The organism is Arthrobacter sp. ov118, from assembly GCF_900116495.1.
GTDB lineage: Bacteria > Actinomycetota > Actinomycetes > Actinomycetales > Micrococcaceae > Arthrobacter.
This window is the reverse complement of sequence record NZ_FPAY01000001.1, coordinates 774,709-800,947: the sequence shown is the minus strand read 5'-3', so window position 1 is coordinate 800,947 and position 26,239 is coordinate 774,709. Positions and strand designations below refer to the sequence as shown.

Annotated in this window: 26 protein-coding genes; 13 read left to right on the top strand and 13 right to left on the bottom strand. The window is 65.9% G+C overall.

Features of this window, described 5'->3' with window-relative positions; translation table 11 throughout:
* The first annotated feature begins 9 nt into the window (after window positions 1–9).
* The 6 genes from BM372_RS03715 (at window position 10) to BM372_RS03690 (ending at window position 6,877) form a co-directional block, all read left to right on the top strand.
* The gene (locus BM372_RS03715) at window positions 10–324 is read left to right on the top strand and encodes a sarcosine oxidase subunit delta (protein ID WP_090951969.1); all 315 of its coding nucleotides are present in this window, start codon (window positions 10–12) and stop codon (window positions 322–324) included.
* A complete protein-coding gene (locus BM372_RS03710) occupies window positions 321–3,269 on the top strand; it encodes a sarcosine oxidase subunit alpha family protein (RefSeq protein ID WP_090951966.1) in 2,949 nt (982 codons plus the stop codon). The genes BM372_RS03715 and BM372_RS03710 overlap by 4 nt, the downstream gene beginning before the upstream one ends.
* Window positions 3,262–3,912: a sarcosine oxidase subunit gamma gene (locus BM372_RS03705; RefSeq protein ID WP_090951962.1), complete on the top strand. Its 651-nt coding sequence runs from the start codon at window positions 3,262–3,264 to the stop codon at window positions 3,910–3,912. Before BM372_RS03710 ends, BM372_RS03705 begins: the two co-directional genes overlap by 8 nt.
* The gene (locus BM372_RS03700) at window positions 3,912–5,327 is read left to right on the top strand and encodes an L-serine ammonia-lyase (protein WP_090951958.1); all 1,416 of its coding nucleotides are present in this window, start codon (window positions 3,912–3,914) and stop codon (window positions 5,325–5,327) included. The genes BM372_RS03705 and BM372_RS03700 overlap by 1 nt, the downstream gene beginning before the upstream one ends.
* 3 nt (window positions 5,328–5,330) lie before the next feature.
* Window positions 5,331–6,227, top strand: a complete 897-nt coding sequence (gene purU, locus BM372_RS03695; RefSeq protein WP_090951955.1) for a formyltetrahydrofolate deformylase — start codon at window positions 5,331–5,333, stop codon at window positions 6,225–6,227.
* A gap of 245 nt (window positions 6,228–6,472) precedes the next feature.
* Window positions 6,473–6,877, top strand: coding sequence for a CBU_0592 family membrane protein (locus BM372_RS03690; protein ID WP_090951952.1), 405 nt, complete (start codon window positions 6,473–6,475; stop codon window positions 6,875–6,877).
* An 84-nt stretch (window positions 6,878–6,961) separates the two neighbouring features.
* Here BM372_RS03690 and BM372_RS03685 read toward each other — a convergent pair whose 3' ends face one another.
* Window positions 6,962–7,597, bottom strand: a complete 636-nt coding sequence (locus BM372_RS03685) for a LysE family translocator (protein ID WP_090951948.1) — start codon at window positions 7,595–7,597, stop codon at window positions 6,962–6,964.
* Between the two features lie 223 nt (window positions 7,598–7,820).
* Here BM372_RS03685 and BM372_RS03680 point away from each other — a divergent pair, with 223 nt between their 5' ends.
* The 5 genes from BM372_RS03680 (at window position 7,821) to BM372_RS03660 (ending at window position 11,831) form a co-directional block, all read left to right on the top strand.
* The gene (locus BM372_RS03680; RefSeq protein ID WP_218160840.1) at window positions 7,821–8,102 is read left to right on the top strand and encodes a DUF3311 domain-containing protein; all 282 of its coding nucleotides are present in this window, start codon (window positions 7,821–7,823) and stop codon (window positions 8,100–8,102) included.
* Window positions 8,099–9,793 carry a monocarboxylate uptake permease MctP gene (mctP, locus tag BM372_RS03675; protein WP_090951944.1) on the top strand — a complete coding sequence of 565 codons (1,695 nt, stop codon included), beginning with the start codon at window positions 8,099–8,101 and terminating at the stop codon, window positions 9,791–9,793. Before BM372_RS03680 ends, mctP begins: the two co-directional genes overlap by 4 nt.
* A 30-nt stretch (window positions 9,794–9,823) precedes the next feature.
* Window positions 9,824–10,384, top strand: a complete 561-nt coding sequence (locus BM372_RS03670) for a DUF2243 domain-containing protein (protein ID WP_218160839.1) — start codon at window positions 9,824–9,826, stop codon at window positions 10,382–10,384.
* A 14-nt stretch (window positions 10,385–10,398) separates the two neighbouring features.
* The gene (locus tag BM372_RS03665) at window positions 10,399–11,265 is read left to right on the top strand and encodes a cytochrome c oxidase assembly protein (protein WP_090952934.1); all 867 of its coding nucleotides are present in this window, start codon (window positions 10,399–10,401) and stop codon (window positions 11,263–11,265) included.
* A gap of 98 nt (window positions 11,266–11,363) precedes the next feature.
* Entirely contained in the window at window positions 11,364–11,831 is a 468-nt protein-coding gene (locus BM372_RS03660; RefSeq protein ID WP_090951941.1) for a DUF4383 domain-containing protein, read from the top strand.
* Window positions 11,832–11,993: 162 nt separating this feature from the next.
* On the opposite strand, the gene BM372_RS03655 is transcribed toward BM372_RS03660, so the two are convergent.
* Genes BM372_RS03655 through BM372_RS03635 form a run of 5 tightly spaced genes read right to left on the bottom strand, consistent with a single transcriptional unit; the run spans window position 11,994 to window position 18,095 of the window.
* Window positions 11,994–13,391, bottom strand: coding sequence for a DUF3100 domain-containing protein (locus BM372_RS03655; RefSeq protein ID WP_090951938.1), 1,398 nt, complete (start codon window positions 13,389–13,391; stop codon window positions 11,994–11,996).
* Window positions 13,388–14,614, bottom strand: coding sequence for an amidohydrolase (locus tag BM372_RS03650; protein WP_090951935.1), 1,227 nt, complete (start codon window positions 14,612–14,614; stop codon window positions 13,388–13,390). The genes BM372_RS03655 and BM372_RS03650 overlap by 4 nt, the downstream gene beginning before the upstream one ends.
* A gap of 27 nt (window positions 14,615–14,641) precedes the next feature.
* Entirely contained in the window at window positions 14,642–16,189 is a 1,548-nt protein-coding gene (locus tag BM372_RS03645; protein ID WP_090951932.1) for an aldehyde dehydrogenase family protein, read from the bottom strand.
* 26 nt (window positions 16,190–16,215) lie between these two features.
* A complete protein-coding gene (locus BM372_RS03640; protein ID WP_090951928.1) occupies window positions 16,216–17,148 on the bottom strand; it encodes an NAD(P)-dependent oxidoreductase in 933 nt (310 codons plus the stop codon).
* Window positions 17,149–17,195: 47 nt separating this feature from the next.
* Entirely contained in the window at window positions 17,196–18,095 is a 900-nt protein-coding gene (locus BM372_RS03635) for a MurR/RpiR family transcriptional regulator (RefSeq protein WP_090951925.1), read from the bottom strand.
* 189 nt (window positions 18,096–18,284) lie between these two features.
* On the opposite strand from BM372_RS03635, the gene BM372_RS03630 reads away from it, so the two are divergent.
* Window positions 18,285–18,968 (top strand): GOLPH3/VPS74 family protein, encoded by a 684-nt coding sequence (locus tag BM372_RS03630; RefSeq protein ID WP_090952932.1) that lies wholly within the window; start codon window positions 18,285–18,287, stop codon window positions 18,966–18,968.
* Between the two features lie 36 nt (window positions 18,969–19,004).
* Here the strand turns inward: BM372_RS03630 and BM372_RS03625 are convergent, their stop codons facing one another.
* The 6 genes from BM372_RS03625 to BM372_RS03600 form a co-directional block, all read right to left on the bottom strand.
* Window positions 19,005–19,397 (bottom strand): VOC family protein, encoded by a 393-nt coding sequence (locus tag BM372_RS03625; RefSeq protein ID WP_090951922.1) that lies wholly within the window; start codon window positions 19,395–19,397, stop codon window positions 19,005–19,007.
* 2 nt (window positions 19,398–19,399) lie between these two features.
* Entirely contained in the window at window positions 19,400–20,218 is an 819-nt protein-coding gene (locus BM372_RS03620; protein ID WP_090951917.1) for an arsenate reductase/protein-tyrosine-phosphatase family protein, read from the bottom strand.
* Window positions 20,219–20,354: 136 nt separating this feature from the next.
* On the bottom strand, window positions 20,355–20,534 hold the full coding sequence (locus tag BM372_RS03615) for a hypothetical protein (RefSeq protein WP_090951913.1): 180 nt from the start codon (window positions 20,532–20,534) through the stop codon (window positions 20,355–20,357).
* Between the two features lie 341 nt (window positions 20,535–20,875).
* Entirely contained in the window at window positions 20,876–21,964 is a 1,089-nt protein-coding gene (locus tag BM372_RS03610; protein WP_090951909.1) for a LacI family DNA-binding transcriptional regulator, read from the bottom strand.
* Window positions 21,965–22,024: 60 nt separating this feature from the next.
* Window positions 22,025–23,044, bottom strand: a complete 1,020-nt coding sequence (locus BM372_RS03605; RefSeq protein ID WP_090951907.1) for an SIS domain-containing protein — start codon at window positions 23,042–23,044, stop codon at window positions 22,025–22,027.
* Between the two features lie 67 nt (window positions 23,045–23,111).
* On the bottom strand, window positions 23,112–23,954 hold the full coding sequence (locus BM372_RS03600) for a PfkB family carbohydrate kinase (RefSeq protein WP_090951903.1): 843 nt from the start codon (window positions 23,952–23,954) through the stop codon (window positions 23,112–23,114).
* A 266-nt stretch (window positions 23,955–24,220) separates the two neighbouring features.
* Between BM372_RS03600 and BM372_RS03595 the strand changes: the two genes are divergently transcribed.
* Window positions 24,221–25,090 (top strand): ABC transporter substrate-binding protein, encoded by an 870-nt coding sequence (locus tag BM372_RS03595; RefSeq protein WP_090951900.1) that lies wholly within the window; start codon window positions 24,221–24,223, stop codon window positions 25,088–25,090.
* Window positions 25,091–25,156: 66 nt separating this feature from the next.
* Here the strand turns inward: BM372_RS03595 and BM372_RS03590 are convergent, their stop codons facing one another.
* On the bottom strand, window positions 25,157–26,239 hold the full coding sequence (locus BM372_RS03590; protein ID WP_090951897.1) for a LacI family DNA-binding transcriptional regulator: 1,083 nt from the start codon (window positions 26,237–26,239) through the stop codon (window positions 25,157–25,159).

Sequence of the window (26,239 nt, the reverse complement as noted above, 5' to 3'; positions counted from 1 at the left end):
AAGACGCAGATGCTCCTCATACCGTGCCCCAACTGCGGCCCGCGGGACGAAACCGAATTCCACTACGGCGGCCAGGCCCACGTGCCTTACCCCAAAGACCCCGCCGCGCTGAACGACCGTGAATGGGCCGAACTCCTGTTCTACCGGGACAACCCTAAGGGCGCCTTCGCCGAACGGTGGGTGCACAGCACCGGCTGCCGGCAGTGGTTCAACATGCTCCGGGACACCGTCAGCTATGACATCCAGGCCGTTTACCCCACAGGCGCACCGCGCCCCGATTCCGCCACCACCACCTCTGCATCACCGGAAGGCGCCGTTCAATGACCACCCAGCAGCACCGCCTCAGCACCGGCGGACGCATCGACCGTAGCATCACCTGGCGCTTCAGCGTGGACGGCGAGGAATTCACCGGCCACCCCGGCGACACCCTCGCCTCCGCCCTGATCGCCCACGGCCGGGTCGCCGCCGGCAACTCGCTGTACGAGGACCGGCCCCGCGGCATCCTGGCCGCCGGCGTGGAGGAACCCAACGCGCTGGTCCGGATCGAACCTCGGTTCCCGGGCCACGTGGCCGAATCCATGCTCCCGGCCACCACCGTCACCCTGGTGGACGGCCTGGCCGCCGACCTGCTGAACGGCCTGGGCCGGCTGGACCCGGAGGACGACCGCGCCGAGTACGACAAGAAATATGTCCACACGGACGTCCTGGTGATCGGCGGCGGCCCCGCCGGCCTGGCCGCAGCCCGCGAAGCCGTGCGCACCGGTGCCCGCGTGATCCTGATGGACGACCAGCCCGAACTGGGCGGGACGCTCCTGTCCGGTTCCACCGCTCCCGGCCTGGCCGAGACCATCGAGGGCAAGCCGGCCCTGGAGTGGGTGGCGGACGTTGAGAGCGAACTCGTCTCCGGGGCCGAATGCACCGTCCTGAACCGCACCACGGCCTTCAGCGCCTACGACTCCAACTACGTCATTGCCGTGCAGAACCGCACCGACCACCTGCCCGGCCCGGCAGCCTCCGGAGTGTCCCGCCAGCGGATCTGGCACGTGCGTGCCAAGCAGGTGGTCCTCGCTCCCGGCGCCCACGAACGGCCCCTGGTGTTCGAAAACAACGACCGCCCCGGCATTATGCTCGCCTCGGCCGTCCGCACCTACCTCAACCGCTACGCCGTCGCCCCCGGGCAGCGCGTGGTCATCAGCACCACCAACGACTCCGCCTACGCCCTGGCCTCCGACCTCCGGGCCGCCGGCATCAAGGTCGCGGCCGTCGTCGACGCCCGTCCGGGCCTCACCCCGGTGGCTGCCGCCGCCGTCGAAGCCGGCACCCGCGTGCTGATCGGCAGCGCCGTGGCCAACACGTCCTCCGCTTCCGAGAGCGCAGGCCGCCTCGACGGCGTGACCGTCCGCAGCATCAACAACGACGGCGAACTCACCTCCGGCGTCGAAGAGATCGCCTGCGACCTGCTGGCGGTCGCCGGCGGCTGGAGCCCGCTGGTGCACCTGCACTCGCAGCGGCAGGGAAAGCTGCGCTGGGACGAGGACCTGGCGGCCTTCGTGCCGAGCACCGTGGTCCGCGACCAACAGATCATCGGCTCCGGCCGCGGCAGCTTCGAACTCGAGGACTGCCTCGCCGAAGGCATCTCTGCAGGCGCCACCGCGGCCATCGCGGCCGGCTTCACCTCCGACGTCGTCCCCTCCGTAATCGGCGAGCCGAAAGCATCCGGCCCCACCCGCCAGCTGTGGCTGGTTCCCGGCCAGAGCGGCACGCCCGATGACTGGCACCACCACTTTGTAGACTTCCAGCGGGACCAGTCCGTCGCCGACGTGCTGCGCTCCACCGGGGCCGGGATGCGGTCCGTGGAGCACATCAAGCGCTACACCTCCATCAGCACCGCCAACGACCAGGGCAAGACCTCCGGCGTCAACGCGATCGGCGTCATCGCCGCCGCCCTCCGGCAGGCGGGGGAGGCGTCCCGGGGCATCGGCGACATCGGCACCACCACCTACCGGGCGCCGTTCACCCCCGTGGCCTTTGCGGCCCTGGCCGGACGCCAGCGCGGCGAACTGTTCGACCCCGCCCGCGTCACGTCGATCCAGCCGTGGCACGTGGCGCAGGGGGCACTGTTCGAGGACGTGGGGCAGTGGAAGCGGCCCTGGTACTACCCGCAGAACGGCGAGGACATGGACGCAGCGGTGCTCCGCGAATGCGCCGCCGTCCGGGAATCCGTCGGCTTCATGGACGCCACCACCCTGGGCAAGATCGAGATCCGGGGCAAGGACGCGGGGGAGTTCCTCAACCGCATCTACACCAACGCGTTCAAGAAGCTGGCGCCCGGTTCTGCCCGGTACGGCGTGATGTGCATGGCGGACGGCATGATCTTCGACGACGGCGTGACCCTGCGCCTGGACGAGGACCGGTACTTCATGACCACCACCACCGGCGGTGCCGCCAAGGTCCTGGACTGGCTGGAGGAATGGCTGCAGACCGAATGGCCGGAACTGGACGTGCACTGCACGTCGGTGACCGAACAGTGGTCCACCATTGCCGTCGTCGGGCCCAAATCCCGCGCGGTGATCGCCAAGGTGGCCCCGGAACTGGCCGCCGACGGCGGGCTGGAGGCCGAAGCGTTCCCGTTCATGACCTTCCGCGAAACCACCCTCGCCTCCGGAGTGCGGGCCCGCATCTGCAGGATCTCCTTCTCCGGCGAACTCGCCTACGAAATCAACATCCCGACCTGGTACGGCCTGAACACCTGGGAAGCCGTGGCAGCGGCCGGGGCTGAATTCAACATCACCCCCTACGGCACCGAAACCATGCACGTGCTGCGCGCCGAAAAGGGCTACCCCATCGTCGGGCAGGACACGGACGGAACCGTCACCCCACAGGACGCCGGGATGGAATGGGTTGTCTCAAAGGTCAAGGACTTCATCGGCAAGCGCTCCTACTCCCGTGTGGACGGGCAGCGCGAGGACCGCAAGCACCTGGTCAGCGTCCTTCCCGTGGACGGCACGCTGCGGCTCCCCGAGGGAACCCAGCTCGTGGAAAAGGGCCGCTCCGCCAACCCGGCCTACGGACCGGTGCCGATGGAAGGCTTCGTCACCTCCAGCTACCACAGCGCAGCGCTGGGCAGGTCGTTCGGCCTGGCCCTGATCAAGAACGGCCGCAACCGCATCGGCGAAACCCTGGTGGCAGCCGCCGGCGACCAGCTGGTGGACGTTGTTGTCGCAGAAACCGTGCTTTTTGACCCCGAAGGGACCCGCAAAGATGGCTGAAACAGCAACATCCCACACCTCCGCAAGGAACCACGCAGAAAAGGACCTCGCCGTGCGCACCAGCCCGGCGTCGCACCTGTTGGAAGCCTTCGCAGCGGGCTCCCTGGCGGGCACCGTGGAACTCGCCGAGCTGCCCTACCTCACCCTGCTGGGCGTCCGGGCGGCCGCCGGCACCGAAACGGCGGACCGGCTCGCGTCCGTTACCGGAGGGCTTCCGGCGGCATCCGGTGAGATCCGCGGCAGCGGTGAGACCTCCGTCCTGTGGCTGGGTCCCGCCGAGTTCCTCGTCGTGGCCCCCGCGGAAGCGCACGAGTCCCTGGGCGGCGCCCTGATCCAGGCCCTGCAGTCCGCCCTGGCAGATGGCGAAGGCCAGGTGGTGGACCTGTCCGCCAACCGCACCACCTTCGAGCTCACCGGCCCGCGGGCCCGGGCGGTGCTGGAAAAAGGCTGCTCGCTGGATCTGCACCCGCGCGAGTTCAAAGCCGGAACGGCCTTCTCCACGATGATCGGCAACATCCCGGCCATTCTTTGGAAGACCGGCGAGGAAAGCTTCCGGGTCCTCCCGAGGGCGTCCTTTGCCGACTTCCTGGGCCGGTGGCTCCTGGACGCCATGCGGGAGTACGCCTCAGCCGAGGTCCCCTAATGGCGCTCAGCGTCCTGGACCTGTTTTCCGTAGGCATCGGGCCCTCGTCCTCGCACACCGTGGGCCCGATGCGGGCGGCTAAGCTGTTCGCCGACGGACTAAAGGGCGACGGGCAGCTCAGCTCCACCGTCCGGGTGCAGTCAGAGCTCTTCGGTTCCCTCGGCGCCACCGGCCGGGGCCACGGGTCCGACAAGGCGGTGGTCCTCGGACTGCAGGGCCTTGAACCGGAAACGGTGAACACCTTCACCGCCGACGACCAGGTGGCGGCCGCGGCGCTGGATGCCGAGCTGCACATCGGCGGGACCCACCGGGTTGATTTCAACTGGGACGAGGACGTGCTGCTGCACCGCCGCAAATCCCTTCCCGCCCACCCCAACGGCATGACCTTCCGCGCACTGGACCACACCGGGGCAGTGCTGCGGGAGCGGAGCTACTACTCCATCGGAGGCGGCTTCGTGGTGGACGGCGACGCGGAGGGCGCGGACAGGGTGGTGGCGGATGACACCGTGCTGCCCTACCCCTTCAGCACCGCCGATGAACTGCTGGAGATCTGCCGCCGGGAGGACATGTCCATCTCCGACGTCATGCTGGCCAACGAACTGACGTGGCGCACCGAGGCCGAGCTCCGCGCGAAACTCCTGGATCTCTGGTCCGTGATGCGCGAATGCGTGCAGAACGGCTGCACCGCGGAGGGCATCTTGCCCGGCGGGCTGAACGTGACGCGCCGCGCCCCGGCACTGTTCCGGACGCTGACGGCTTCGGCCGCCACTGCCGAAGCCGCGGCAGGCACGCCCTCCCTCGTCCAGGTGCCCGCCGACCCACTGCTGGCGATGGAATGGGTGAACCTGTTCGCCCTGGCCGTCAACGAAGAGAACGCCGCCGGCGGGCGCATCGTCACCGCGCCCACCAACGGAGCGGCCGGCATCGTGCCGGCGGTCCTGCACTATTACGTCAAGTTCGTGCCGGGAGCCGACGACGACGGCGTGGTCCGCTTCCTCCTGGCGGCGGCCGCCGTCGGAATTCTGTTCAAGACGAACGCCTCCATCTCGGGTGCGGAAGTGGGGTGCCAGGGCGAGGTGGGTTCGGCCTGCTCGATGGCCGCCGCAGGGCTTTGCGAGGTCCTCGGCGGAACGCCGGGCCAGGTGGAGAACGCCGCTGAAGTGGGCATCGAACACAACCTCGGGCTCACTTGCGATCCCGTGGGCGGACTCGTGCAGATCCCCTGTATCGAGCGCAACGCCATAGCCAGCGTGAAGGCTATCAACGCGGCCAGGCTGGCCCTCCACGGGGACGGCAGCCACAAGGTCTCCCTCGACAAGGCCATCAAAACCATGCGTGACACAGGAGCTGACATGAAAACCAAGTACAAGGAAACGTCCCGAGGCGGCCTCGCCGTGAATGTGATCGAGTGCTGAGCCATGACCACCACCCAGACCTATCTTCCTGACCCAAAGCAGGCCACCACCGTGGAACATGTCCTGACCCTGGACTGCCCCGAATCGCCCGGGATCGTGTACGCCGTCTCCAGCTTCCTGTTCGAGCACGGCTGCGACATCATCGACAACAAGCAGTTCGGTGAACGCTCCGAAGGGCACTTCTTCATGCGCGTGCACTTCGCCTCCGAAGGCGACGAGACCACGGCCGACTCGCTGCGGGCGGCCTTCGCGCCGGTCGCTGACAAGTTCGGCATGCGGTGGCAGCTGGAACCCAACGGGGCCAAGCGCAAGGTGCTGATCATGGTGTCCAAGTTCGGCCACTGCCTCAACGACCTGCTGTTCCGGGCCCGGATCGGCGAACTGCCCATGGACGTGGTTGCCGTGGTGTCCAACCACACGGACCACCAGACACTGGTGGAATGGCACGGCATCCCGTTCCATCACATCCCGGTGACACCGGAAACCAAGCCGGCGGCCGAAGCCAGGCTCCTGGAGCTCGTGGACGAACTCGACGTGGAGCTCGTGGTGCTGGCACGCTACATGCAGGTGCTCAGCGACGAGTTGACCCGCAAGCTGGACGGCCGGGCCATCAACATCCACCACTCCTTCCTGCCCAGCTTCAAGGGCGCCAAGCCGTACCACCAGGCCTACGCCCGCGGCGTCAAGACCGTCGGCGCCACGGCCCACTACGTCAACGCGGAGCTGGACGAGGGACCGATCATCGCCCAGCAGGTGGTGGAAGTGGACCACACCTACGGCCCCGAAGACCTGGTGGCTGCCGGACGCGATACCGAATGCAAGGCGCTCTCCAACGCCGTCCGCTGGCACTGTGAGGGCAGGGTCATCCTGCAGGGAAACCGCACTGTGGTACTTCGATAGGAATGCCCCCGCGCCGACGCTCCGGGGCATGATCACCGGGACCTCCGGTATCGAAACGGGATTCAGACCCTACCGATACCGGAGGTCCTCTTTGTGAGCTCTGCGGCTGACCTCCGACGGCACGTACACGCGTACAATTTATGCAGCTGCGCTCGGCTGCCAAGCTTGAGCCGAACCCCAGGAGCCCAGCGACATCAGCACCTACCGCCTGACGCTGACGGGCGGGCAACACCTGAAGGAACGCCATGGAACTGCTGTGGGAAATTGCTGGCTGGGCGGGTGCCGCTGCGATACTCAGTGCGTATCTTGCTGTCTCCATGAATTGGTTAAAGGCCGGCAGGGGTTTCCAGACGGCAAACCTCCTCGGCGCTTGTGCCTTTATCGTCAATGGCGCATTCCACCAAGCATGGCCATCAGTGGCCACAAATATCGCGTGGTTCCTCATTTCCGCCATTGCGCTTCTTCGCATGCGTTCAGTGAGCCAGCCGCCTGCGCCGACTGTTGATGCCCCGCACGTACAATTCCCTGGTATTCCTGACACCACCGGCCAGCTCGCCGTTGTTGAGGTTCTTACTGGCGCCGATCATGGCGATGCTGGCGGGCAGGGTCCACTTCACAATTCAAGGGACTCATCAAGCCCGACAAACTAAATTCCGCCAGTTCAGGTGGTACGGGAATACAAATGCGCGCCCTCAAGCTTCCCGACAGAAACTTGCCGGTGCCCGAGCCGCTGGTCAGGCGTTGGTGCCCGAAGCCAGGACGCCGAGGCCGAGTGCGGCGATGATGCCGCTGCTGCCGCGTTCGAGCCAGCTGCTGACGCGGGGACGCTGGAGCCAGGCCATGGCCTTTGCCGCGGCAATGGAGACGGCCGCCAAGTAAAGGAAGCCGATGACGCTTTCGATCACGCCCAGCACCATGGCGGTGTCCAGTGTGTTGCCGCCATGTGGAATGAACTGGGGCACGACGGCGAGGTAGAACAGGCCGACCTTGGGGTTGAGCAGTGTGGAGAGCGCGCCGGCGCCGAACCCCGCCTTCCGGCTGTAGCTTCGGCGGGGAAACTGTCCGGCCGCTGCCGAGGTTTTGGTGCGGCGTGCCCGGATCAGCGAGGAGATTCCCAAGTACAGCAGGTACAGCCCGCCGGCGATCTTTAGCCAGCGGAACACTTCCGCGGAGTCCTCCAGGATGGCGGCGAGCCCCACGCCCACCAGCGCGGCCCAGACCATGGACGCCAGCGCCGAGCCGAGCGCGGCGGCCAGCCCGGCCGCGGCACTCTGCAGCGAGATCCGCAGCACCAGGAAGGTATCCGGGCCGGGGGTGATGGAGAGCAGCAGGCACAGCCCGGCGAAGGCCAACAGGGTCACAGCGGTCATGGCTCCATTCTCCGGGCGGCGGCTGCCTGGCCGCAACTGCATGTGGTTGTGAAGCGGGCAGCGTTTGCCCTGTTGGACACTAAATCCAGTGTCTATCCTGTTGGTTAGGACCGCTGCGACACGCGGTCCACAGGCCGCCGGCATGTCCCGGGAAGCGTTCCCGCACCGGGGCCGTCTCGATGAGGAGGCGTCGATGTCCAGTCCTGAGATGTCCAGTCCTGATATGCCAACGCACGATATGCCAACGCGCGGGCCAGCGAGACCCGGTCCTTACGTCATCACCGGCATCCTGCTGACCATCGCCGTCGTCGTTCCGTTGTTCGTACCCGCCTATTCGGTCGCCGAACCGAGCCTGGCCGGGATGCCCTTCTTCTACTGGTACCAGATGACGTGGATTCCGCTGACGTCGGCCCTGGTGGCGATTTCCTACTGGCTGGTCAGCAAGGAGGATCGCCGCCGCCGCCGAGCCGTGCGGGACACGACCGATGCCGGGGAGGAGCGATGAGCGCGGCGGCAGTGCCGTTGGCCGCTCCGGACCGGCCCATCAATGGCGTTGCCCTCGCCATTGTGATCCTTCTCTTCGTCCTGGTGGCAGTCCTGGGGTTCGTGGCAGCGCGGTGGCGCCGGGGAGAGGCCACAGGCCTGCACAGCCTGGACGAGTGGGGCCTCGGGGGCCGCGGATTCGGAACCTGGGTGACCTGGTTCCTGCTCGGCGGCGACCTCTATACGGCCTACACCTTCGTCGCCGTTCCGGCCGCGATGTGGGCCACCGGGGCGGTGAGCGGTTTCTTCGCGGTGCCATACACGATCGTGCTGTACCCGATCGTGTTCCTCCTGATGAGCCGGCTGTGGTCCGTCTCGCACCGGCATGGATTCGTCACGCCCGCGGATTTCGTGGGCGGCCGCTACGGCAGCAGGGCGCTTACCCTCGCCGTCGCCGTCACCGGCATCGTCGCGACCATGCCCTACATTGCGCTGCAGCTGGTTGGCATCAGGGCCGTGCTTACGGTGCTGGGCCTGGGCAGCGCGGAAAACGTGCTGTTGACGGACCTGCCGCTGATTATCGCCTTCGTCGTTTTGGCCGCCTATACGTACACGTCCGGCCTGCGGGCTCCTGCCCTGATCGCCGTGGTGAAGGATCTGCTGATCTACCTGGCAGTGCTCGTCGCGGTCATCTACCTGCCCATCAAGTTCGGGGGCTGGGGCACCATTTTCGATTCCGCCGAGACGAAACTCGGTGCGACCAACCCGGCCACCGGCAAACCCGTTGGAGTCTTCATTCCTGGCGCCGCCAGTTACTCCGCCTATTGGACCCTGGCCCTGGGCTCGGCGTTGGCCCTGTTCATGTACCCGCACTCGATCACCGGCGTCCTTGCCACCAAGAGCAGGAACACGATCCGCAAGAATGCGGCGGTACTGCCGCTGTACTCGCTGATGCTGGGGTTCCTGGCGCTCCTGGGCTACGTGGCCATCTTTGCCGGCACGAAGCCCATCGACCTGAACGGCACCGTCAACCCGCAGCTGGTGGTGCCCCAGCTGTTCCTCGACAACTTCCCGTCCTGGTTTGCCGGCATCGCCCTGGCCGCCATCGCCATCGGTGCCCTGGTCCCGGCCGCGATCATGTCCATCGCCGCGGCGAACCTGTTCACGCGCAACATCTACCGCGATCTGATGCGGCCGGACGCCACACCACGGCAGGAAGCCAAAGTCTCCAAGATCGCTTCCCTGGTGGTGAAGTTCGGTGCGCTGGTCTTCGTCATCGGCATGGACCAGTCGGCAGCTATCAACATGCAGCTGCTCGGCGGCATCTGGATCCTGCAGACCTTCCCGGCGATCGTGGCGGGGCTCTACACCCGCTGGTTCCACCGGTGGGCCCTGTTCGGCGGCTGGCTGGCCGGCATCGTCTACGGCACCATCGCCGCCTACAACGTGGTCAACCCCGTCACCAAGGCCAACTTTGGCGGCTCGATCGCACCGATTCCCGGCACCGACGGACAGGTCTACATCGCTGTGGTGGCCTTTGCGATAAACCTCGTCGTTGCCGCCGGCCTGTCCCTGCTCTTCCGCGCGCTGAAGTTCTCCGATGGAAAGGACATCACCCGCCGCTCGGACTACGGCGCCGACGAAAACGATCCTAAGGTCGCCCAGCTCGAACGCGAGCACCCGCTCACGGAACCCGGCGGCCCGGCGTTCTGAGGCTACCCCGGGCCAACTGAGAAAGCAGGCATGATGAACAGGACCAGGGCGGAGGGCGGGGCCCGCACCGGGAATCCGCAGGGGATAGCTCTGCCCGGGATCCTGCTGGGCATCGGACTGGGAGGGTTCGCCGACGGGATCCTGCTGCATCAGATCCTGCAGTGGCACCACATGCTCACCAGTGCGGCCACGGCAAACATCAATATCGGCGACTACTCACCCACCACCGTCCACGGACTGCAGGTCAACACCCTCTGGGACGGGCTCTTCCATCTGGTCACCTGGCTGGCCGTGCTGGCCGGGCTCGGGATCCTATACTCCCGGGTTACCCACTCCCGCGGTCGGGTCTGGGCCTCGCGGGTGCTGTGGGGCTGGATTTTGGCCGGATGGGGACTGTTCAACGTCGTCGAAGGCATCATCGACCACCACATCCTGGGCATCCACCACGTCATCAGCGGGCCGAACCAAACCCTGGCCGACATCTCATTCCTGGTTTTCGGGGCCCTTCTTATCCTTGGCGGCTGGGCCCTGCAGCGCTCCGGCCGACCAGTGGAAACCCAGATCCCCTCCGGCTCTGCGGAACTGCGGTGAAACCCGTCCACGAAATGGCCCTCCAAACCGGCATTGGGCCGGAAACCATCCTGCCCGCCGCCGGCCTGGTGATCCTCGCCCTCTGCTACCTCGTGCCCGCAGCCCGGCAAAGAAGGAAACCCCGCGGATGGAGCAACTGGCGCACCGCAAGCTTTCTCACCGGGGCCGGGCTGCTGGTCCTTGCCCTGATGCCGGGGCTCTCCCCGCTGCCGCCCGGAGACTTCCGGGGCCACATGTACCAGCACCTGCTGATTGGCATGTATGCCCCTCTTGGCCTGGTGCTCGGCGCGCCGGTGACCCTCGCGCTTCGTTCCCTGCCGCGGCGCCACGGCCGGATCATCGGCCGGGTGCTGCACTCGGGCCCATCACTGGTGCTCTCGCACCCGGTGACCGCGTTACTACTGAGCCTCGGGGGACTCGGCCTGCTGTATTTCACACCGCTCTACACCATGGCCATTGAGAACGAGGCACTCCATCACCTAGTGCACCTGCACTTCTTTGCTGCCGGTTACTTGTTCGCCTGCTCCATCGCCGGCCCGGACCCTGCCCCGCACCGCCCCTCGGTTCCGGCGCGGTTGGTGATCCTCGGCGTCGCCATCGCCGGGCATGCGCTGCTCGCCCAGCTACTCTACGCGGGCGTTTTCGTCCACGTGCCCGTACCCGCTGCCGAGCTCCGTGGCGCGGCCGACCTGATGTACTACGGCGGAGACATCGCCGAACTGCTGCTCGCCTTGGCCCTGGTCACCACCTGGCGGCCGCAGCATACAGCCACCAGGAAACCGCGGCAGGCTAAGGATTCGCGGTCCCTGCCGGCGACGTCGGGCAGAGGCGAGGAAATCCGGGGTGCTGAGGCCCTAGAAATAACTAGTAAGCAGGCTTAGTATGTGGTCAGGCCGGGCAAACGCCGGCTCTGCCAAGGACATTTTCGGGCATCGCTTGAGACCTCCTTGGCTGCCCGCTCACGGAAATGGAACTTATCATGACGACGACAGGCCGTTCAGCGGCAAATAGGGCCGCTGTCCAAAAGGCAGCGCAAGCGGTCGGAGCAGTCTTCCTGGTGGTCGGTGTTCTCGGGTTCATCCCGGGCATCACAGCCAATTACGGGGCGCTCGGTATGGCCGGCCATGGTTCAGAAGCGCTGTTGCTGGGAGTCTTCCAAGTCTCCATCTTGCACAATATCGTCCATCTGCTCTTCGGTGTCGCCGGTCTGTTACTCGCTCGGACCCCTGGCCAGGCGCGTAACTACCTGATCGTGGGAGGCGTGATCTACCTCGTGCTGTGGCTCTACGGCCTCTTCATCGACCACGACTCGTCGGCCAACTTCGTCCCGGTAAACAACGCAGACAACTGGCTGCATCTGGTCCTCGGCCTTGGCATGATCGCCCTCGGGGCGGTCCTCGGCCGCCGGCAGGGGGTTGAAAGCGCACGCCCGGCGCGCGGACAATGAGCCAGCGTGTGACGTAGGCCCGCCGTGATGGGGCAGCGCGGTCACAGCCTGCGCGATCGGGCCCGAACACGGCTCTGTAATGTGCCCCAACGCAAGCGGACGACGGCGGGAAAGTCCCGCCGTCGTCCGTCCCCACTGCCGCGGCAGGGGCGATGGTGCATGTTAGTGCCAGAACCCCAACGCGAACTCCGCGATCACGGTGGAGAGCAGGAAGGATGCGGTGATAGCGAGCAGGCCCACGGGAATGATCTTCCAGCCGATGTTCTTCAGCAGCGGAATGTCCTTGCCCAGCGACAGGCCCGCGAGCGTCAGCATGACGGTGGCTATTGACAGGAAGTCCACGGACTTGATGATGCCCGTGAGTGCCTCGGCGCCAAAGAACCAGGGACTGGAGATGTAGGCGCCGATGGTCGTGATGTAGACGATCGCCGAAATCTTCTTCGTGAGCTTCGCCAGCGCGATGCTGACCAGGACCAGGGCGAGCATGATTCCGTACCCGGCCACGATCGACAGGCTGAATCCCTTGGCAGCCACCGAGGCTGTGCCGATGCCGAGGACCGTCAGGACGGACAGGGACAGCCACAGCGGGAGCTTGATCACTGCCGAGGATTCGGCGACCCGTTCACGGAAACGCCGGTTTTCTTCTGCCTGGGCCTCTTCCCGCTCAATTTCCCGCGGGGTTTCCGGGTCGGTGGCGGCCCGGCCGTGCTCCGCGGTGGCCCCGGCTCCGACGGCTACAGCCTCGCGGGTCTGCTTGCGGGTGAGGATCCGGTAAAAGCGGTCGGCCAGCGGCAGAGCGAGGTAGATGCCGACGTAAACGCCCAGGATGGTGGTGATCAGGTTGGACACGGCCGCCATGCCCAGGATGGCTTCCTGGTCCCCGGGGTAGGCCGCGATGATGCTGGCTGAGGACGCCGCCATCATAGAGCCGGACCCCACGCCGGCGCCCATCGCCAGGGCCAGGGGGTCAAAGATCTTCCAGTTGGCCACGAGTGAGGTGAGCAGCGTGATGAACACTGCCCCGAAGAGGGTTCCGAAAACGTACATGGCCAGCACGCCCCGGTACTGGTCCGAATCGGGGCCGTACTTTTCTGAGACCATGGCGAAGGACGGCTCCCGGTCCAGGGAGAACGTGGCCCCCACCGTTGCCTTTCCCATCCGGAGCAGGACGGCCAGGGGGAGGGCCAGTGCGATGGTGCCCAGCAGGTGGCCCACTTCCTGCAGAAGCAGCGCGGGCCCGGCCTTGATCAGGCTGGGGAGGCTGGGGCCGATGTTGAACGCCAGCCTGGCCACCAGGAGCAGGACGGCCACACCGACCAGAGCCGCCGCGATCCGTTGCAGATCCAGGCCCAGCGGTTTGAACTTCTGGATGGAGACCAAGAGCCCCAGAATAAGGCCCCAGACCATGGGAAAGATGACGATCGTGCCGATTCCGAGGTCAATCTTGGCCTGGCCGATGAACTGGACGGCGACGGCAATCACAAAGGCCAAAGCTGCGACCGGAAGCGTCAGCCGGGCACCAGCTTTGTCTATCCGGGGGGTATGGGTGCTGGTACTCATGAGGTGCCTTCCTGGGTGAAAGTACGACGGCGGTAGGCCGCTTTGGTGAAGCGCGCTCTTTCGGTTCGGGTGGAGGCCGCGGCGGCAACGGTCCAGGCCAGTGCGGTGGCGGCCTCGAACATCACCCCGTACGCCGCGGGGGAGTCGGCAAGGGCTGCGAACGCGTGGGAGTGGATCGGCACGTCCGCGCCCGGAATGCTCAGCCACGGATGCAGGGAGGGGATGACCTGGGAAATGTTGCCCATGTCGGTCGAGCCTCCGCTGAGTCCGGCCGACGGCGAGGTGTCTTTGCCGAACGAAGCCATGGCCTCGGTCCAATGCGCCGCCAGGGCGTCGTCCTGGAGCAGGGGTTCGTAGAGGGGTTCTGTTGTCTCGATGGTCAACGTTGTTCCGGTGGCCAGGGCTGCTCCTTCGAAGCAGCGGCGGACGCGCGCAAGCAGCGCCTCGTATTCGGGCAGAGTGAACGCCCGGCACTCAAACTGGACCACCGCCCGTTCAGGAATGATGTTGGTGACGTGTCCGGCTTCGGCGATGTACAGGGCGATGCGGTGGTCGCCGGGGATGTGCTGGCGCAGCAGCCCGACGGCGACCTGGCTCAGCACGGCGGCGTCCGCGGCGTTCACGCCTTGATGCGGAGCCGCCGCCGCGTGGGCTGCCTTTCCGATAAACGTCGCCTTGAACCGGCCCACGGCCTGGGCGCTGGTGCCGGCCGGATTGTACGTGACGCCGTCTTGGACGGGATGGACCATCAGGGCCAGGCCGACGCCGTCGAACGCTCCGCGTTCCAGCAAAAGGGCCTTGCCGCCGCCGTGCTCCTCGGCCGGCGTTCCGATCGCCTTCAGCGTGATGCCCAGCTGGTCCACGAAGGGCTGCAGGGCAAGGGCGGCGGCCACAGAGGCGCCCGCGATCAGATTGTGCCCGCAGGCGTGCCCGATGTTGGGGAGCGCATCGTATTCCACGCACAATGCGACCGTGAGGTCGCCGCTGCCGGCGCTCGCGGTGAACGCCGTGGGGAGGCCGCCGGTGCCGCCTAAAACCTCGAAGCCGCCGTCGGCCAGCAGTGCCGCGGCCGCTTCGGCCGAGCGGACCTCCTCGAAGGAAACCTCCTTGTTGGCGTGAATTGCCTGCGCCATGGCCAGGACCTGTGGCTTCCAGTCTTCGACGCCGTCGGCAAGGGCAGCGCGGAGGGTTGCCATCGCGGCGGTGGTTTCTGTCAGTTCCATGAGTATCTGCCTGCTCTAGTAGGACGCTTAGTAGGACAAGGACGGGAAGGGGGACCCGGCCGCGCGCGTGGGCACCCAGATGGCCTTCGTCTGGGTGTACTCGTCCAGGACGCCGGGACCGGAGGAACGGCCGTGGCCGGAATCGCCGAAGCCGCCGAACGGAACAGCCACGTGGATGGTCTTGTAGGAGTTGATCCAGAAGGTGCCGGCCTTCACCTCGCGGGCAATGTGGAGCGCGCGGGAGACGTCGGAGGTCCACACGGCCCCGGCCAGGCCGAAGTTGGTGTTGTTGGCACGGGCGATGGCCTCCGCCTCCGTGTCGAACGCATCCGCGCCCACCACGGGACCGAAAACCTCGGTGGTTTCGAGGCGGTTCGAGGGCGTCACCCCGTCGAGCAGGGTCGGCATGACCCAGTGGCCGCCGGCCAGCGGGGACCCGGCGAGTGCCTCCGGAAGCGTCGCTCCGGTGACCCGGCGTCCGCCGTCGTTCAGTCCTGCCTCGATGAGGGAGATGACGGTGGCGAACTGCTGGGCGGTGATGATCGGGCCCACCTCGGTGTCTGCGCTCAGTGGGTCGCCGACCCGTAGCCGCGCGGCCTTGTCGGCGACCAGCTCCACAAACTGTGCGTGCACGCTGCGCTCCACCAGGAGCCGGGACCCGGCGACGCAGGACTGCCCCGCGCCGGAGAAGATCGCCGAGACCGCACCGTCGGCAGCACGGTCCAGGTCGGCGTCGGCGAAGACGATGTTGGCGCTCTTGCCGCCGAGTTCCAGCAGGGCGGGAATCCCGGCCTGCGCGGCGGCGACGGCCACCCGGCGTCCGGTGGGGACGGAGCCGATGAAGCTGACTTTGCCGACGCGCCGGTCGCTGGTGAGCGCGGAGCCTACGGTCTGGCCCAGTCCTACCGCCACGTTGAACACGCCGGCCGGCAGTCCCGCTTCGTGGGCCAGCTGCGCCAGCCGGACGGACGAGGCCGGGGTGAATTCGCTGGGCTTGATGATCACGGCATTGCCGGCCGCCAGCGGTGCGGCGGAGTTCCAGCCGGCCGTGAACAGCGGCGCGTTCCAGGGGGTGATGGCGACCACGACGCCCCACGGGACGCGCTCGGTGTATGTGTGCCACTGGCCGGGAACGGGAATGGTCTGCCCCGTGAGCTTGTCCGCCCAGCCCGCGTAGTAGCCGAACATTTCGGCCACTTTCGCGGCTTCGACGCGGGCGTCGCGGATGGGCTTTCCGGTGGTGGCGGATTCGAGGATGGCCAGTTCCTCCGCGTGTGCTTCCACGACGCGGCTGACGTTGCGCAGGATTGCTGCCCGTTCGAATCCATTCATTCCGCCCCAGGCGGCCGCGCCCGCCGTGGAGCTTTCCAGGATGGCGTTGGCGCCCTCGGCGCCGGGGTCGGCGTAGCTGGCAAACGGTTCGCCGGTGGCTGCGGCAGTGAGCGTGATGCCCACTCCGCTGCCGGCAACCGTCTTGCCGTCGAGGAAGGCGCCGAGGCCGGCCGGGAAGGCCGCGTCCAGGATTGCCCGGGCGGTGGCGGCTGAGGACGAAGTTGGTGCTGTGGTGATGCTCAATGTGGCGTTCCTTTGCGGCTGGGGGCTTAGGCGACGGCGGTGGTGCCGTCTACGGGACCGTTCGTCCTGGGTGCCCCGGCGGGCGTGATGGCGGGCGCGACGGTCCGGGCGATTTCGGTAAAGTCCGCACGCGGCCCAAGGAGGGCCAAGGCGTCCTGCCACCGGCCCGCAACAGCTGCCAGCAGGGTTGGGCTTTCGCCGATTTGCACGGCGACGTCCACGGCGAGGGCGGCATCCCGGGCCATGAGGCCGAGCGAAAACCCGGAATCGTGGGTGCCGGTGAGCACCCAGTTGGGGTACATGTTCGCGGAGACAAAGCTTCCTCCGGAGGCTTCGCTGATGCTGGCGGCGGCCTTGGCCGGATCAATGCCGTAGGCCTGCGCGACGCCCAGTGCCTCGCCCACGGAGACCAGGTTGGCCGCGGCAAGGACGTTGTTGAGGAGCTTGACCACGTTGCCGCTGCCGGGGCCGCCGATGTGGCTGTACTTGCCGCCGGTGAGCGCGAGCAGAACCGGCTCCGCCGCGGAAAGCGCCACGGCGGTTGCGCCGACGAAGGCACTCAGGGATCCCGATGCCGCCCCGTCGCGGCCGCCGGAGACCGGCGCGTCCACGAAGGCGGCGCCTTGCGCTTCGGCGAGGTCGGCCATCTGCTTGCTCGTTGCCGGTTCGGAGGTGGTGGTGTCAATGATCGCGACGGTGCCCGGTTCCGCCAGGAGCTGCGGCACCGTGGTCTCGACAATGCTGGCATCGGGCAGGGAGAGGACAGCGTAAGGAGTTCCGGCGAGATCGCCGAGGGCGGCAGTGGTGGCAATTCCCGTGTCGGCGGCGGCGGCCCGGGCTGCTTCGGAGGGGTCGAAACCGGTGACATCCCAGCCGGCCCGGTGAAGGGTGGCTGCCATCGCTCCGCCCATGGCGCCGAGGCCTACGACGGCTATGCGGCGGTTGGTGCTGGTATTCATGAAGCTGCTCCTGGAAAGGTATGCGGGTGGGGGATGGGGTGCTGGGGTCAGTCGAGGTAGATGTCCAGGTCTTTCCACAGCTGTTGGGTGCGGCGGATCGCGGCGCGGCTGCGTTCGGGGTGTGCCGCCTCCATCCCAGCGAGCAGCCCGTAGACCAGGGAGTTGGCTGCCGTGACGGACTGGAAGAAGGAGATTCCTTCCGAGGCCACCACCAGGAGGTGGTCGGCTGCGGCGGCAAGGCGGCCGCGGCGCATGTCGCTGATGGCGATCACCGTGGCGCCTGCCTGCTTGGCGGCCTCGGCGGCGACAATGATCTGCCGGACGGAGCGCCACATGTTGATGACCACCAGGACGTCTCCGTGGCCGAGGGTGTTGGTGCTGGAAGCGAGGTGGACGCCGCCGCGGTTCTCCAGGGTGATGGGGTATCCCATGGTGGAGCCCAGGTGGGCCATCACGCTGGCGGGGCCGGCGAAGGAGCCGAGTCCGAGGACGGTGATGGACTTGGCGGCCGCCATGGCTGCGATCGCCGCCTCGGCGTCATCGGCTGTGTTGGAGTCCAGGGTCAGGCGCAGATTCTCGATGTCGTGGTTGAGCGCGTCGTGTAGGGGGCTGCGGTGTTCGCCGTGCTCGGTCAGGGTGTCCTCGGTGGAGATCATGACGAGGTACCGGGAGCGCAATTCCCGCTGGAGGTCGGGCCAGCCGCGGTAACCCAGATGCTGGGCTGCACGGACAACCGTGGAGTTGTTGACGTCGGCGCGCTGGGCAATCTCGGCGATGTCGGCGTACGAGGACAGTTGCGGATTGCGGCCGATCACATCGACAACCCGGGACTGGGCCTTGGACAGCGGAACGTCCGGAAGCGCGTCCCCGAGCCACGCATGGGAGACGTTCCCGGCGCCGTTGGCGCCCGCCGCGGGGGCGCCTAGATCGACGTCGTTGGTATTCAAGCGCAGACCCTTCTGTTACCTGGATCACTCTGCAAGGGTGATTGCAACAAATATACTCTGCAATTTTCTTTGCGGGTAGGGGTTGCATTTCGGAGGCGTAAATTCTCGGTCTCCTCAACAGGACAGGTAGTTTCCGGGCCTGTTCGAATTGCCGTTGTGGTGACCGGCCGGCTGCGCGACCATGATCCTATGGATGCTGAAACACCGAAGGCCGAGGCGCTGAACCTTCCGCAGGCTCTGCTCCTTCTGGCGACGAACGACGAGGACGGCGAGCCTGTTGTGGCGCAGTCCGTGCTCAGGCCCGCTGTGGCCGGGGCCATCCTGGCCGAGCTGAACCTGCTGGGTGCCATCGGACTGCAGGGGAAGTACGTGAGGGCCACCGGGACCGCCCCGCAGTCGGACTTCCAGCACCAGCTGGACCTCATCCGGGGAAAATCACGGCCTCACACGCCCAAGCGGTGGGTTTCGATGCTGGAGAGCCGCGCCGAGGTGCACCGCATCTATGAGGGCATGGCTTCGCTGGGCATCGTCGATCACGTCGGGGAGAGACACCTTGGCCTGTTCAAAACCACGCGGTACCCGGAAAAGGATTACGTCCCGGAAACCGCGCTCCTGCAAAAGATCCAAGCCGCACTCAGTCGTCCACCCTCCGATGCCGCGGAGCCGGACTCAGCGCCGTTCGATTCCGGAATCTCCGATCCGCGGACCAAAGCCCTGATCGCCCTGCTCCATGTGGCAGGGCTGCTCGAGAAGTTCTTCCCGGCGGCCGATCAAAGCCTGGTAAGGGAACTGGCGAAGAATCATTGGCCGTCCCGCGCCGTGGCGGACGAACTCCGCATGATCAAAATGGCGGAGGCAGAAGCCGCAACATAGCCAGGCGCCGTCGTCCTTTTTGTGTTAAACCGCGCGCTATTGGCCGGCGGGTTGGAATAACTCGACTACGTTGCCGGACGGATCTTCCAGCAGGATCTGTTGTCCGCCGGGACCGGTGACAATGTCGTTTCGGAACGTGAGGCCTTCATCGCGCAGTCGTTGCACGTCGGCGGCGATATCGCTCACGATGAGGTGGATCCGGTTCCATCCTCCCGGTGCGGGTACGGTGCCGTCCGGCATTGGCCGGCCTGCCGAGCTTTTTGGCCCGCTCAGGAGGAGCCTCAGCTGGCCGCGGGCGACGTCGGCGAATGCCGGCGCGGCGCTCATTCTGAGGGTGAATCCGAGGTGTCTTGTGTAAAAGTCGATCGCCGCGTCGACGTCGTCCACCATGTATCGGACGCTGACCATCTCCGTAAGATCGTTAGGCATGTCTAGCTCCTTCCCGAAATCGTTTGGGCGTGCTCGATGGCGTAAAGCAGGAACTGGATCCGCGTGTTCAGTTCATCTGCTGTGCGGACAAAGGGCTGGTAACTGTCCTGATCCGCTGCTTCAACTGCCGGGTCAGCGATGCTCCAATGCACCATCGTGGGTGCACCAGGGAAGTCCGGGCACACCTCCCGTACGCGGTCGCAAAGGCTGATCACATAGTCGAACCGCTGATCGGCGAACTCGCTCAGATGCTTTGAACGGGCGTTGCTGATGTCCATGCCACGCTCACGCATCACTCGTACGGCGTTGGGGTGCAGGTCTTTGGGGCGACTGCCGGCACTGGCGGCTTCTACCCGCGAGCCGCCGAGGCGCCCCAGGATCGCTTCGGCCATCTGGGACCGGGCGCTGTTGCCCGTGCAGAGGAACAGCACCCGAACGGGTGACCGTGCGGGTGCTTGACGGGGCGGTTCGCCAAGAGTGCCGGTCGGCGGTGCCGGCTCGGCCGGGACTAGCCGCAGCCCGGCGTGAAGCGCGGCGCCGGATTCGGCAAGCCGTTCGCGATACACCGCCAGGTTGAGGCTGCAGTATGTGTCACGTCCGTCAGCCGAGCTGCGCCGCATGGTCACCAGCCCGCCGTCCCGCAGTTGGGCGAGATGATAGGACGTCAGGCTCTGCCGCTGACCCACTAGTGCCGCTAGCTCACGCACCTGCCGGTCGCTGCGCGCCAGCTCACCCAGCAACTGCCACCGTACCGGGTGTCCAGCGAGACGCAGGAAACCCGGCGCACTCGCCCGAACCTCCGGGGATGTGGTGTAGCTCACGCAACAATTCTATCAATCAGGATTGGTGGATCAAAGAAGTTTGATGGGTTTTCGAAGGTGGGGCCTATACAAACGACGACGGCGGGAGGTGGCTCCCGCCGTCGTCGTTTGCGTTGCTACTGCCGGAATATAGGCTTCAGGCTCCGTGGTTCAGGCTGAACGTGAAGGTGTTCGGACCGCTGGCGTGGACCGCGATGTTGCTCTTGGCGGTGTTGTGGCGCTCGGAGAGGTCGTGGACCAGCGCGTCCAGCTCGTGGTGCATGGTGGCACGGTCCCAGAGCTTGTGGGTTTCAGAGGTGGCAGATTCAAACGTCATTGTTCAGTGCTTCCATTCGTGATCCGGGTGTCCGGCTGCCGCACCGATGCGGAGCCGTCGTGGGTCCAAACCAGGAACGCCTGCGACCTTGGGCAGCTCTGCGAGCTCACCGGTTTGGCCTCATTGCGTCCACCAGGATGGGTGCCTGACCTTCGTTGCGAGCATGTAGCGTCGGCGGGAACGTCGGGCTGCGTCAGCCGGGAAACGGGTTCCCGGCCTTGCCTTTCCATAGTGCACAACGCCGCGCGCGAGGCTCAAGCCAGATGTCGAAAATGGCGCGTGAGTCTCATCACAGGGGTGGGGTCGTCTGGTCGGTGGAAGGAACTAGCTGCTGCCGAATCTCAGGCTGGAGGCCCGACGGAGTCGCGGATGTTTAGCCTTGCTTCCAGGACATTGTGCTTTGGTACGGAGGCGTCGCCGGCGATCCTTGCCAGGAGTAGCTCGGCAGCCATTGATCCGATGCGGTGCACAGGCTGGTGAACGGACGTGATGGCTGGCTGCATGAATTGCATCCAGTCGAGGTCGTCAAAGCACACGATGGAAAGTTGCTGGGGGACTTGGACGTGGAGGTCCGCGAGGGCCTGCATGACTCCGTGTGCCATGGTTCCGTCAGCGGCGAAAACGGCGGTCGGCCGGTCGGGGCCTTGGAGCAGCTGGACGGTCTCCTGGCGTGCTGCCTCTGAGGAGTATGCGCCGGCGCGGCGGATCAGGTGTAGGTCAACTTGGATGCCGGCGTGCCGGTGCGCGTCGAGGTATCCGAGCAACCGCTGCCAGCTCGGATAAAGGGTTTCACCCTTCATCGGGTCGTAGGCGCCTTGGCGCACAAACTTCTCAAGGCTGCCGGTTTCGAGCCGTTCGAGCTCGGCGATGATGCCGATGCGTCGGTGTCCTGCCTTCAGTAGGTGATCGACTGCCTCCCGGGCGGCCCCGCGGTTGTCTACCGTCACTGAGTCCGCTGCCAGGTCGTAGGCTGCCCGGTCGATCTGGACCATGGGGCATCCGCCGGCTATGAGACTGTGGAGATGGGCGGACCCCTGAACCTCGCAGGGGGCGAGTATGAGGCCGTCGACGCGCTTTTCGAGCAGGAGTTGGACGGCTTCCTGTTCGCGTTCAAGGTTCTCATCACTGTTGGTCAGGATGACGCCGAATCCCTGTGACCTTGCCACGTCGCCGATTCCGCGCAGGACCCTGGCGTAGAAGGCGTTGTCGATGTCAGCGGCGACGACGCCGATGGTTTGGCTGCGGCCGGTCACCAGACTGCGGGCCAGCGTGTTCGGTTTGTAGCCCAGTTTCCGGGCTGCTGCCTGGACCTTGGCGGCGACGTCGCCGCTTGCGTAGCCGTAACCGCCGAGGACCCGGCCTGCCGTAGCCGTGCTGACACCGGCTTCAGCTGCGACCTGCGTGATGGTGATCTTAGGGGTTGGCTGCATGGGAGTCTTTCCGTGGCTGGTCTTGTTCCGGGCCGCGGTGCCGCGGCCCGGAAGCCCAGCTCAGTAGCTTACCTGCCACATGTAACGGCGCCCTTCCAGGGCGTAACCCCTCACCGCCGCGTAGTGCGCTGCAAGGCGTGCAACGAGGGCGTGGAAGACAAGAGGCAGCACGTAGCTGCGTTCCGACTCCGCCACGCCTGGCAGTCCAAACTGCCTTCCGTCGATGTAGAAGGTTTCGCCGCTGTACGTGTCGAGGAACGTGCGGACCCTTTCACCCATGGGGCGGGTGTTGTCCTCTCCGAGGAACACGATCGATTTGGTGGTCTTGTCGATGACTTCGAACGGTCCTTGAAAGAATTCATCAGCGTTGATGGTTGCCGCGTGCATCCACTGCATTTCCTGCAAGTAGCACATGGTAAACGTTTCCGCGGCTCCCTGCAGGGGACCGGACGCGAGGACGTTGGTGACGGGGACGTCTTTCATGGCCGAGGCGATGGCCGCCGCCTGCGGTTCAAAGCTTTCCAGCGCCTCGTACAGAGCCTTGGGGGTGGCGGAAAGCGCGCTGCTCATCAGGGACACGTCGAGGCCCTGCCGTTTCAGGACCGCCAGTGCAACCAGCTGCAGGACAATCTGGCTGCCCTGGCCGGTTGTGGCGACGAACGAAGTCGAAAGGCTCTGGGCGAGCGGTCCGTCCGCCTTCAACGTCACGGCAACGACGGCGGCTCCGCGCTCTTGGGCCCACTGACCTGCCCGGATGGTTTCGGGGGTGTTGCCGGTGCCCGAGAGCACCACCACTAGGGAATGCTTCCCGACCCTTGGGGGGGAGCGGTAGTAGAACTCGTCCGAGTTGTAGGTGTGCAGCGGAACGTTGGAGTGGAGGTCCAGGACGTATTGGGCGGGAACCATGGCCAGAAATGACCCTCCGGCGCCGACCAGGAAGACCTCATGGATGGGATGGTCAAGTCCTGCTATGTGGTTATCGATCTGCGGCCAGAGCTGAAGTGCGTGTTCCTGTGAGGACACCACGTCCTCCGGGATCTGGGCTACCGGGCCGGGTCCGAGATACGTTCCGTCGGTCAAGATATTTCTCCTGTTGTTTGGCTTTCGGGTTTTCCGAAATTTGGTGGTTTGTGGTGGTTTGGAGCGTTCAGCGCCGCCGCGGCGTGGTGCTGTGCCGGCCGGGCATGGCCGTGAGGGGTCCGCCGTTTCCGAAGGCCCCGAGCCTGCGGCAGGTCAAAGCCGAAGCTTCGGCGGCCGTGGTCATGGCTTCAGGCGGGGTTCTCCCCTCCAGGAGCCCGACCAGAAGGGTCCCAATGAATGTGTCGCCGGCGCCCAGCGTGTCCACGAGGGTCGTTTCGGCCGCTGCAACCTGGTAGCTCCGGTCGGTTCCCAGCAGCACAGCGCCTGCTGCTCCACGCGTCACCAGCGCCCAGGTTGCACCCAGAGCGGTGGCCTGCCGGGCCCGTTCGATTCCATCGGCGGCAGGGAGGTCTCCTCCTGAGAAGGAAGCGAGGAAGCAGTGCGGTGCAACCATGCGGAGCAGGCCGGCATCTCTGTTCGTTGAAAAGTCGAAGGACAGCCGCGATACAGCGGAGAGGTCGGCCGCCAACTCCTCAAGAGAACTGGACTCGCTGAGGTGGACGGCATCAAAACCGGAGGCCGGTGAAAGGAGACCGCCCTCGAAGCAAGCCCGTGAGACGCCGAGGCCGACGTCCTGAAACACCCTGTCCCCGTTGTTATGGCCGATCACGCAATACGCGGTGCTACCGGGCCGGACCTGCACATAATCCGTCGACACGCCCTCCCGAGCCAGGCTGCTCAGGATAAGGGCGCCGGCGTCGTCAGTTCCCACGGTGCCGGCGTAGGCCGTTCTTGCCCCGGCTCGCCGTGCGAACACCGCGACGTTTAGGGCATTGCCCCCGGCGAAAACTTGCCCTTCATCCAAGTAGCAGTCAACGACGTTGTCCCTGGCTGTCACGATCGAAATCATCAGTGCCTCCCAAGTAGGTCCCGAGAACAGAGTATGAGAACGTTCGCAGGTTGTCGACTCCTGGTTTTTTGGCAGCGGAACCACAGACAGGCCCACCTTGCGGAAACCCGCGAATATCCGCGCTTCAGCGGCCGGACAATAGTGATCCGCGTAACTCTTGACGTGCGCCGCGCCGCGCCGGTAGCTTACGTCTATCTGATAACGCTCTCAGTTCCGCGATCAGCAGCGGACTGTCAGGCGTAGGCACTTTTTAGGATAGGAACACGATGCGCAAACGTCATTCAGGAAAAGTCCGCCTCGGTATGGCCGTGGCCTCAGCGGCGCTGGTCGCCACTCTTGTAGCTGCCTGCGGCGGAGCTCCTTCGTCCTCATCGGAGAAAAATCCGTACGGGCTGATCGAACCGGGGACCATGCGGGTCGCGAGTGTTGGCGACCTCAAGCCGTACACCTTCGCGGATGGCCAGGGTAGCTTCACCGGCTTCGACGTGGAACTGTTCGAGGATGTGGCCCACCGGGCCGGCGTGGATAATGTGGTCTTCACCGGCCAGGACTTCTCGGCGATTCTTCCCGCCGTGGCCAACGGCCAGTTCGACGCCGGCGTGGCCGCGATCGGTATTACGGACAAGCGCAAGGAGACGGTCGACTTCTCCAATGGGTACCTGGCCGGCTACCTGACGGTGATCACCAGCAAGACCTCAGGCATTAAGGACGCCAACGGCCTTGCCGGCAAGCGCCTGGGCGTGGTCCAGGGAACGCTGCAGGAAGCCTATGCCGCGAAGAACTTCACGTCCGCCAACCTGGTGCGCTTCCCGGACAACAATTCCGCCATCTCCGCCGTCAACAGCGGCTCCGTGGACGCCCACTTCCTCGACTATGAAAGCGCCAAGACCTACGAGAAGCAGCATGGCCTGGTCAGCGCCGCGGACATCCCGTCCTTCGACGCCCCAGCAGGCTTCGCCGTGGCGAAGGGCAAGACCGCCCTGAAGGAAGCAATGGACAAGGGCCTCGCCGCCGCAATGGAAGACGGCACCTGGAAGAAGCTCTACCAGAAGTGGTTCCCGGGATCCCCGATGCCGGAACAGTACCTGCCCAAAGCCGAGCAGGCCGCCGCGCCGGCTCCGACCACGAGCAAGTAAACGGCGGCCGGACCGGTCCAGGCCCGGATCCAGCCGGACGGGCCGCCGCGGCCCGTCCGGCGGGTGCTAGCTGCGGGTCTCTGCCGTCCGCAGCGTCCCGACCGATCCCCGGCGGACCAGTGTCGCCGTGAACTTGGGGGCGGGGGTCAAGGGCGGCAGGCCGTCGATTTGGCGGATCAGTGCCTTCGCTGCCGCCACGCCCATGTTGTAGACGGGCTGTGCAATAACTGTCAGCGGCGGGGTGGTCAGGCGCGTCCAGGCGAAGTCGTCGTACATGAGGAACGAGACATCCGCCGGAATGGCGAGCCCCAGTTCTTGGATCGCCTCCACGATGCTGAGGGCGATGAGCCCGTCGGAAGCGACGATGGCGGTGGCAGGGTCCGGCATGAGGAGCACATCGCGGGTAATGCGGCGGATGGATTCGGCGTCGCCGGCGTTCAACCGTACGAGGTCCTCGGGAAAGGAATGCTCCTGCTCCTGGAAGGCCTGCTGCATGCCGTCGAGGCGTTCTGCGATTTGAGACGAATCGAGCAGCATTCCGGCGCGGTAGGGAGATTCCGTCCTGAGTGTTGAGATAAAGGCGATCCGGCGGTGTCCGGACTGGAGAAGATACCGGGTGGACTCGTGGGAAATGGCGGCCATGCTCACGGCCATAGTCTCCGCCTCCATCTGCCCGGCGTTTCGGTCCAGGAGCACCAGGGGGCGGCCGGATTCATGGACGCGTTGCAAATGTTGTGTTTCCACCGAGGACGCCGGTGCCACGATCAGGCCGTCCACCCGCTTGTCCAGCAGCACCCGAACGGCGTCCACTTCGGCTGCCGTGTCCTCGTCGGTGTTGACCAGGATGACGTTGAAGCCGCTCTTCTTGGCCGTGTCGGTGATGCCCCTGGTGGCCAGGCCGAAGTGGGGGTTTTCAATGTCACCGACCACCACCCCGATGGTGTGTGATTTGCCCGTGTTCATGCTGCGGGCGAGCTCGTTCGGGCGGTAGGACAGTTCCTCTGCCGCCGCTAGAACTCGCTCCCGGACTTCCTCGCTGACGGCACCGTAATTTCCCAGCGCGCGGGCAGCCTGGGCTTTGGACACCTGGGCGGCCTTCGCGACATCCGCAACTGTGATGTCCCGCCGCCTCGAACCGTTACTGCTCAT

Bases quoted from the DNA above. Each gene is read 5' to 3' on its own strand.
- BM372_RS03610 (WP_090951909.1), bottom strand. From the start codon at position 21,964: ATGCAGCCAACCCCTAAGATCACCATCACGCAGGTCGCAGCTGAAGCC.
- BM372_RS03690 (WP_090951952.1), top strand. From the start codon at position 6,473: ATGGAACTGCTGTGGGAAATTGCTGGCTGGGCGGGTGCCGCTGCGATA.
- BM372_RS03705 (WP_090951962.1), top strand. From the start codon at position 3,262: ATGGCTGAAACAGCAACATCCCACACCTCCGCAAGGAACCACGCAGAA.
- BM372_RS03640 (WP_090951928.1), bottom strand. From the start codon at position 17,148: ATGAATACCAGCACCAACCGCCGCATAGCCGTCGTAGGCCTCGGCGCC.
- BM372_RS03650 (WP_090951935.1), bottom strand. From the start codon at position 14,614: ATGGAACTGACAGAAACCACCGCCGCGATGGCAACCCTCCGCGCTGCC.
- BM372_RS03590 (WP_090951897.1), bottom strand. From the start codon at position 26,239: ATGAGCAGTAACGGTTCGAGGCGGCGGGACATCACAGTTGCGGATGTC.
- BM372_RS03655 (WP_090951938.1), bottom strand. From the start codon at position 13,391: ATGAGTACCAGCACCCATACCCCCCGGATAGACAAAGCTGGTGCCCGG.
- BM372_RS03595 (WP_090951900.1), top strand. From the start codon at position 24,221: ATGCGCAAACGTCATTCAGGAAAAGTCCGCCTCGGTATGGCCGTGGCC.
- BM372_RS03615 (WP_090951913.1), bottom strand. From the start codon at position 20,534: ATGACGTTTGAATCTGCCACCTCTGAAACCCACAAGCTCTGGGACCGT.
- mctP (WP_090951944.1), top strand. From the start codon at position 8,099: ATGAGCGCGGCGGCAGTGCCGTTGGCCGCTCCGGACCGGCCCATCAAT.
- BM372_RS03665 (WP_090952934.1), top strand. From the start codon at position 10,399: ATGGCCCTCCAAACCGGCATTGGGCCGGAAACCATCCTGCCCGCCGCC.
- BM372_RS03625 (WP_090951922.1), bottom strand. From the start codon at position 19,397: ATGCCTAACGATCTTACGGAGATGGTCAGCGTCCGATACATGGTGGAC.
- BM372_RS03630 (WP_090952932.1), top strand. From the start codon at position 18,285: ATGGATGCTGAAACACCGAAGGCCGAGGCGCTGAACCTTCCGCAGGCT.
- BM372_RS03715 (WP_090951969.1), top strand. From the start codon at position 10: ATGCTCCTCATACCGTGCCCCAACTGCGGCCCGCGGGACGAAACCGAA.
- BM372_RS03670 (WP_218160839.1), top strand. From the start codon at position 9,824: ATGATGAACAGGACCAGGGCGGAGGGCGGGGCCCGCACCGGGAATCCG.
- BM372_RS03700 (WP_090951958.1), top strand. From the start codon at position 3,912: ATGGCGCTCAGCGTCCTGGACCTGTTTTCCGTAGGCATCGGGCCCTCG.
- BM372_RS03680 (WP_218160840.1), top strand. From the start codon at position 7,821: ATGCCAACGCACGATATGCCAACGCGCGGGCCAGCGAGACCCGGTCCT.
- BM372_RS03660 (WP_090951941.1), top strand. From the start codon at position 11,364: ATGACGACGACAGGCCGTTCAGCGGCAAATAGGGCCGCTGTCCAAAAG.
- BM372_RS03710 (WP_090951966.1), top strand. From the start codon at position 321: ATGACCACCCAGCAGCACCGCCTCAGCACCGGCGGACGCATCGACCGT.
- purU (WP_090951955.1), top strand. From the start codon at position 5,331: ATGACCACCACCCAGACCTATCTTCCTGACCCAAAGCAGGCCACCACC.
- BM372_RS03685 (WP_090951948.1), bottom strand. From the start codon at position 7,597: ATGACCGCTGTGACCCTGTTGGCCTTCGCCGGGCTGTGCCTGCTGCTC.
- BM372_RS03600 (WP_090951903.1), bottom strand. From the start codon at position 23,954: ATGATTTCGATCGTGACAGCCAGGGACAACGTCGTTGACTGCTACTTG.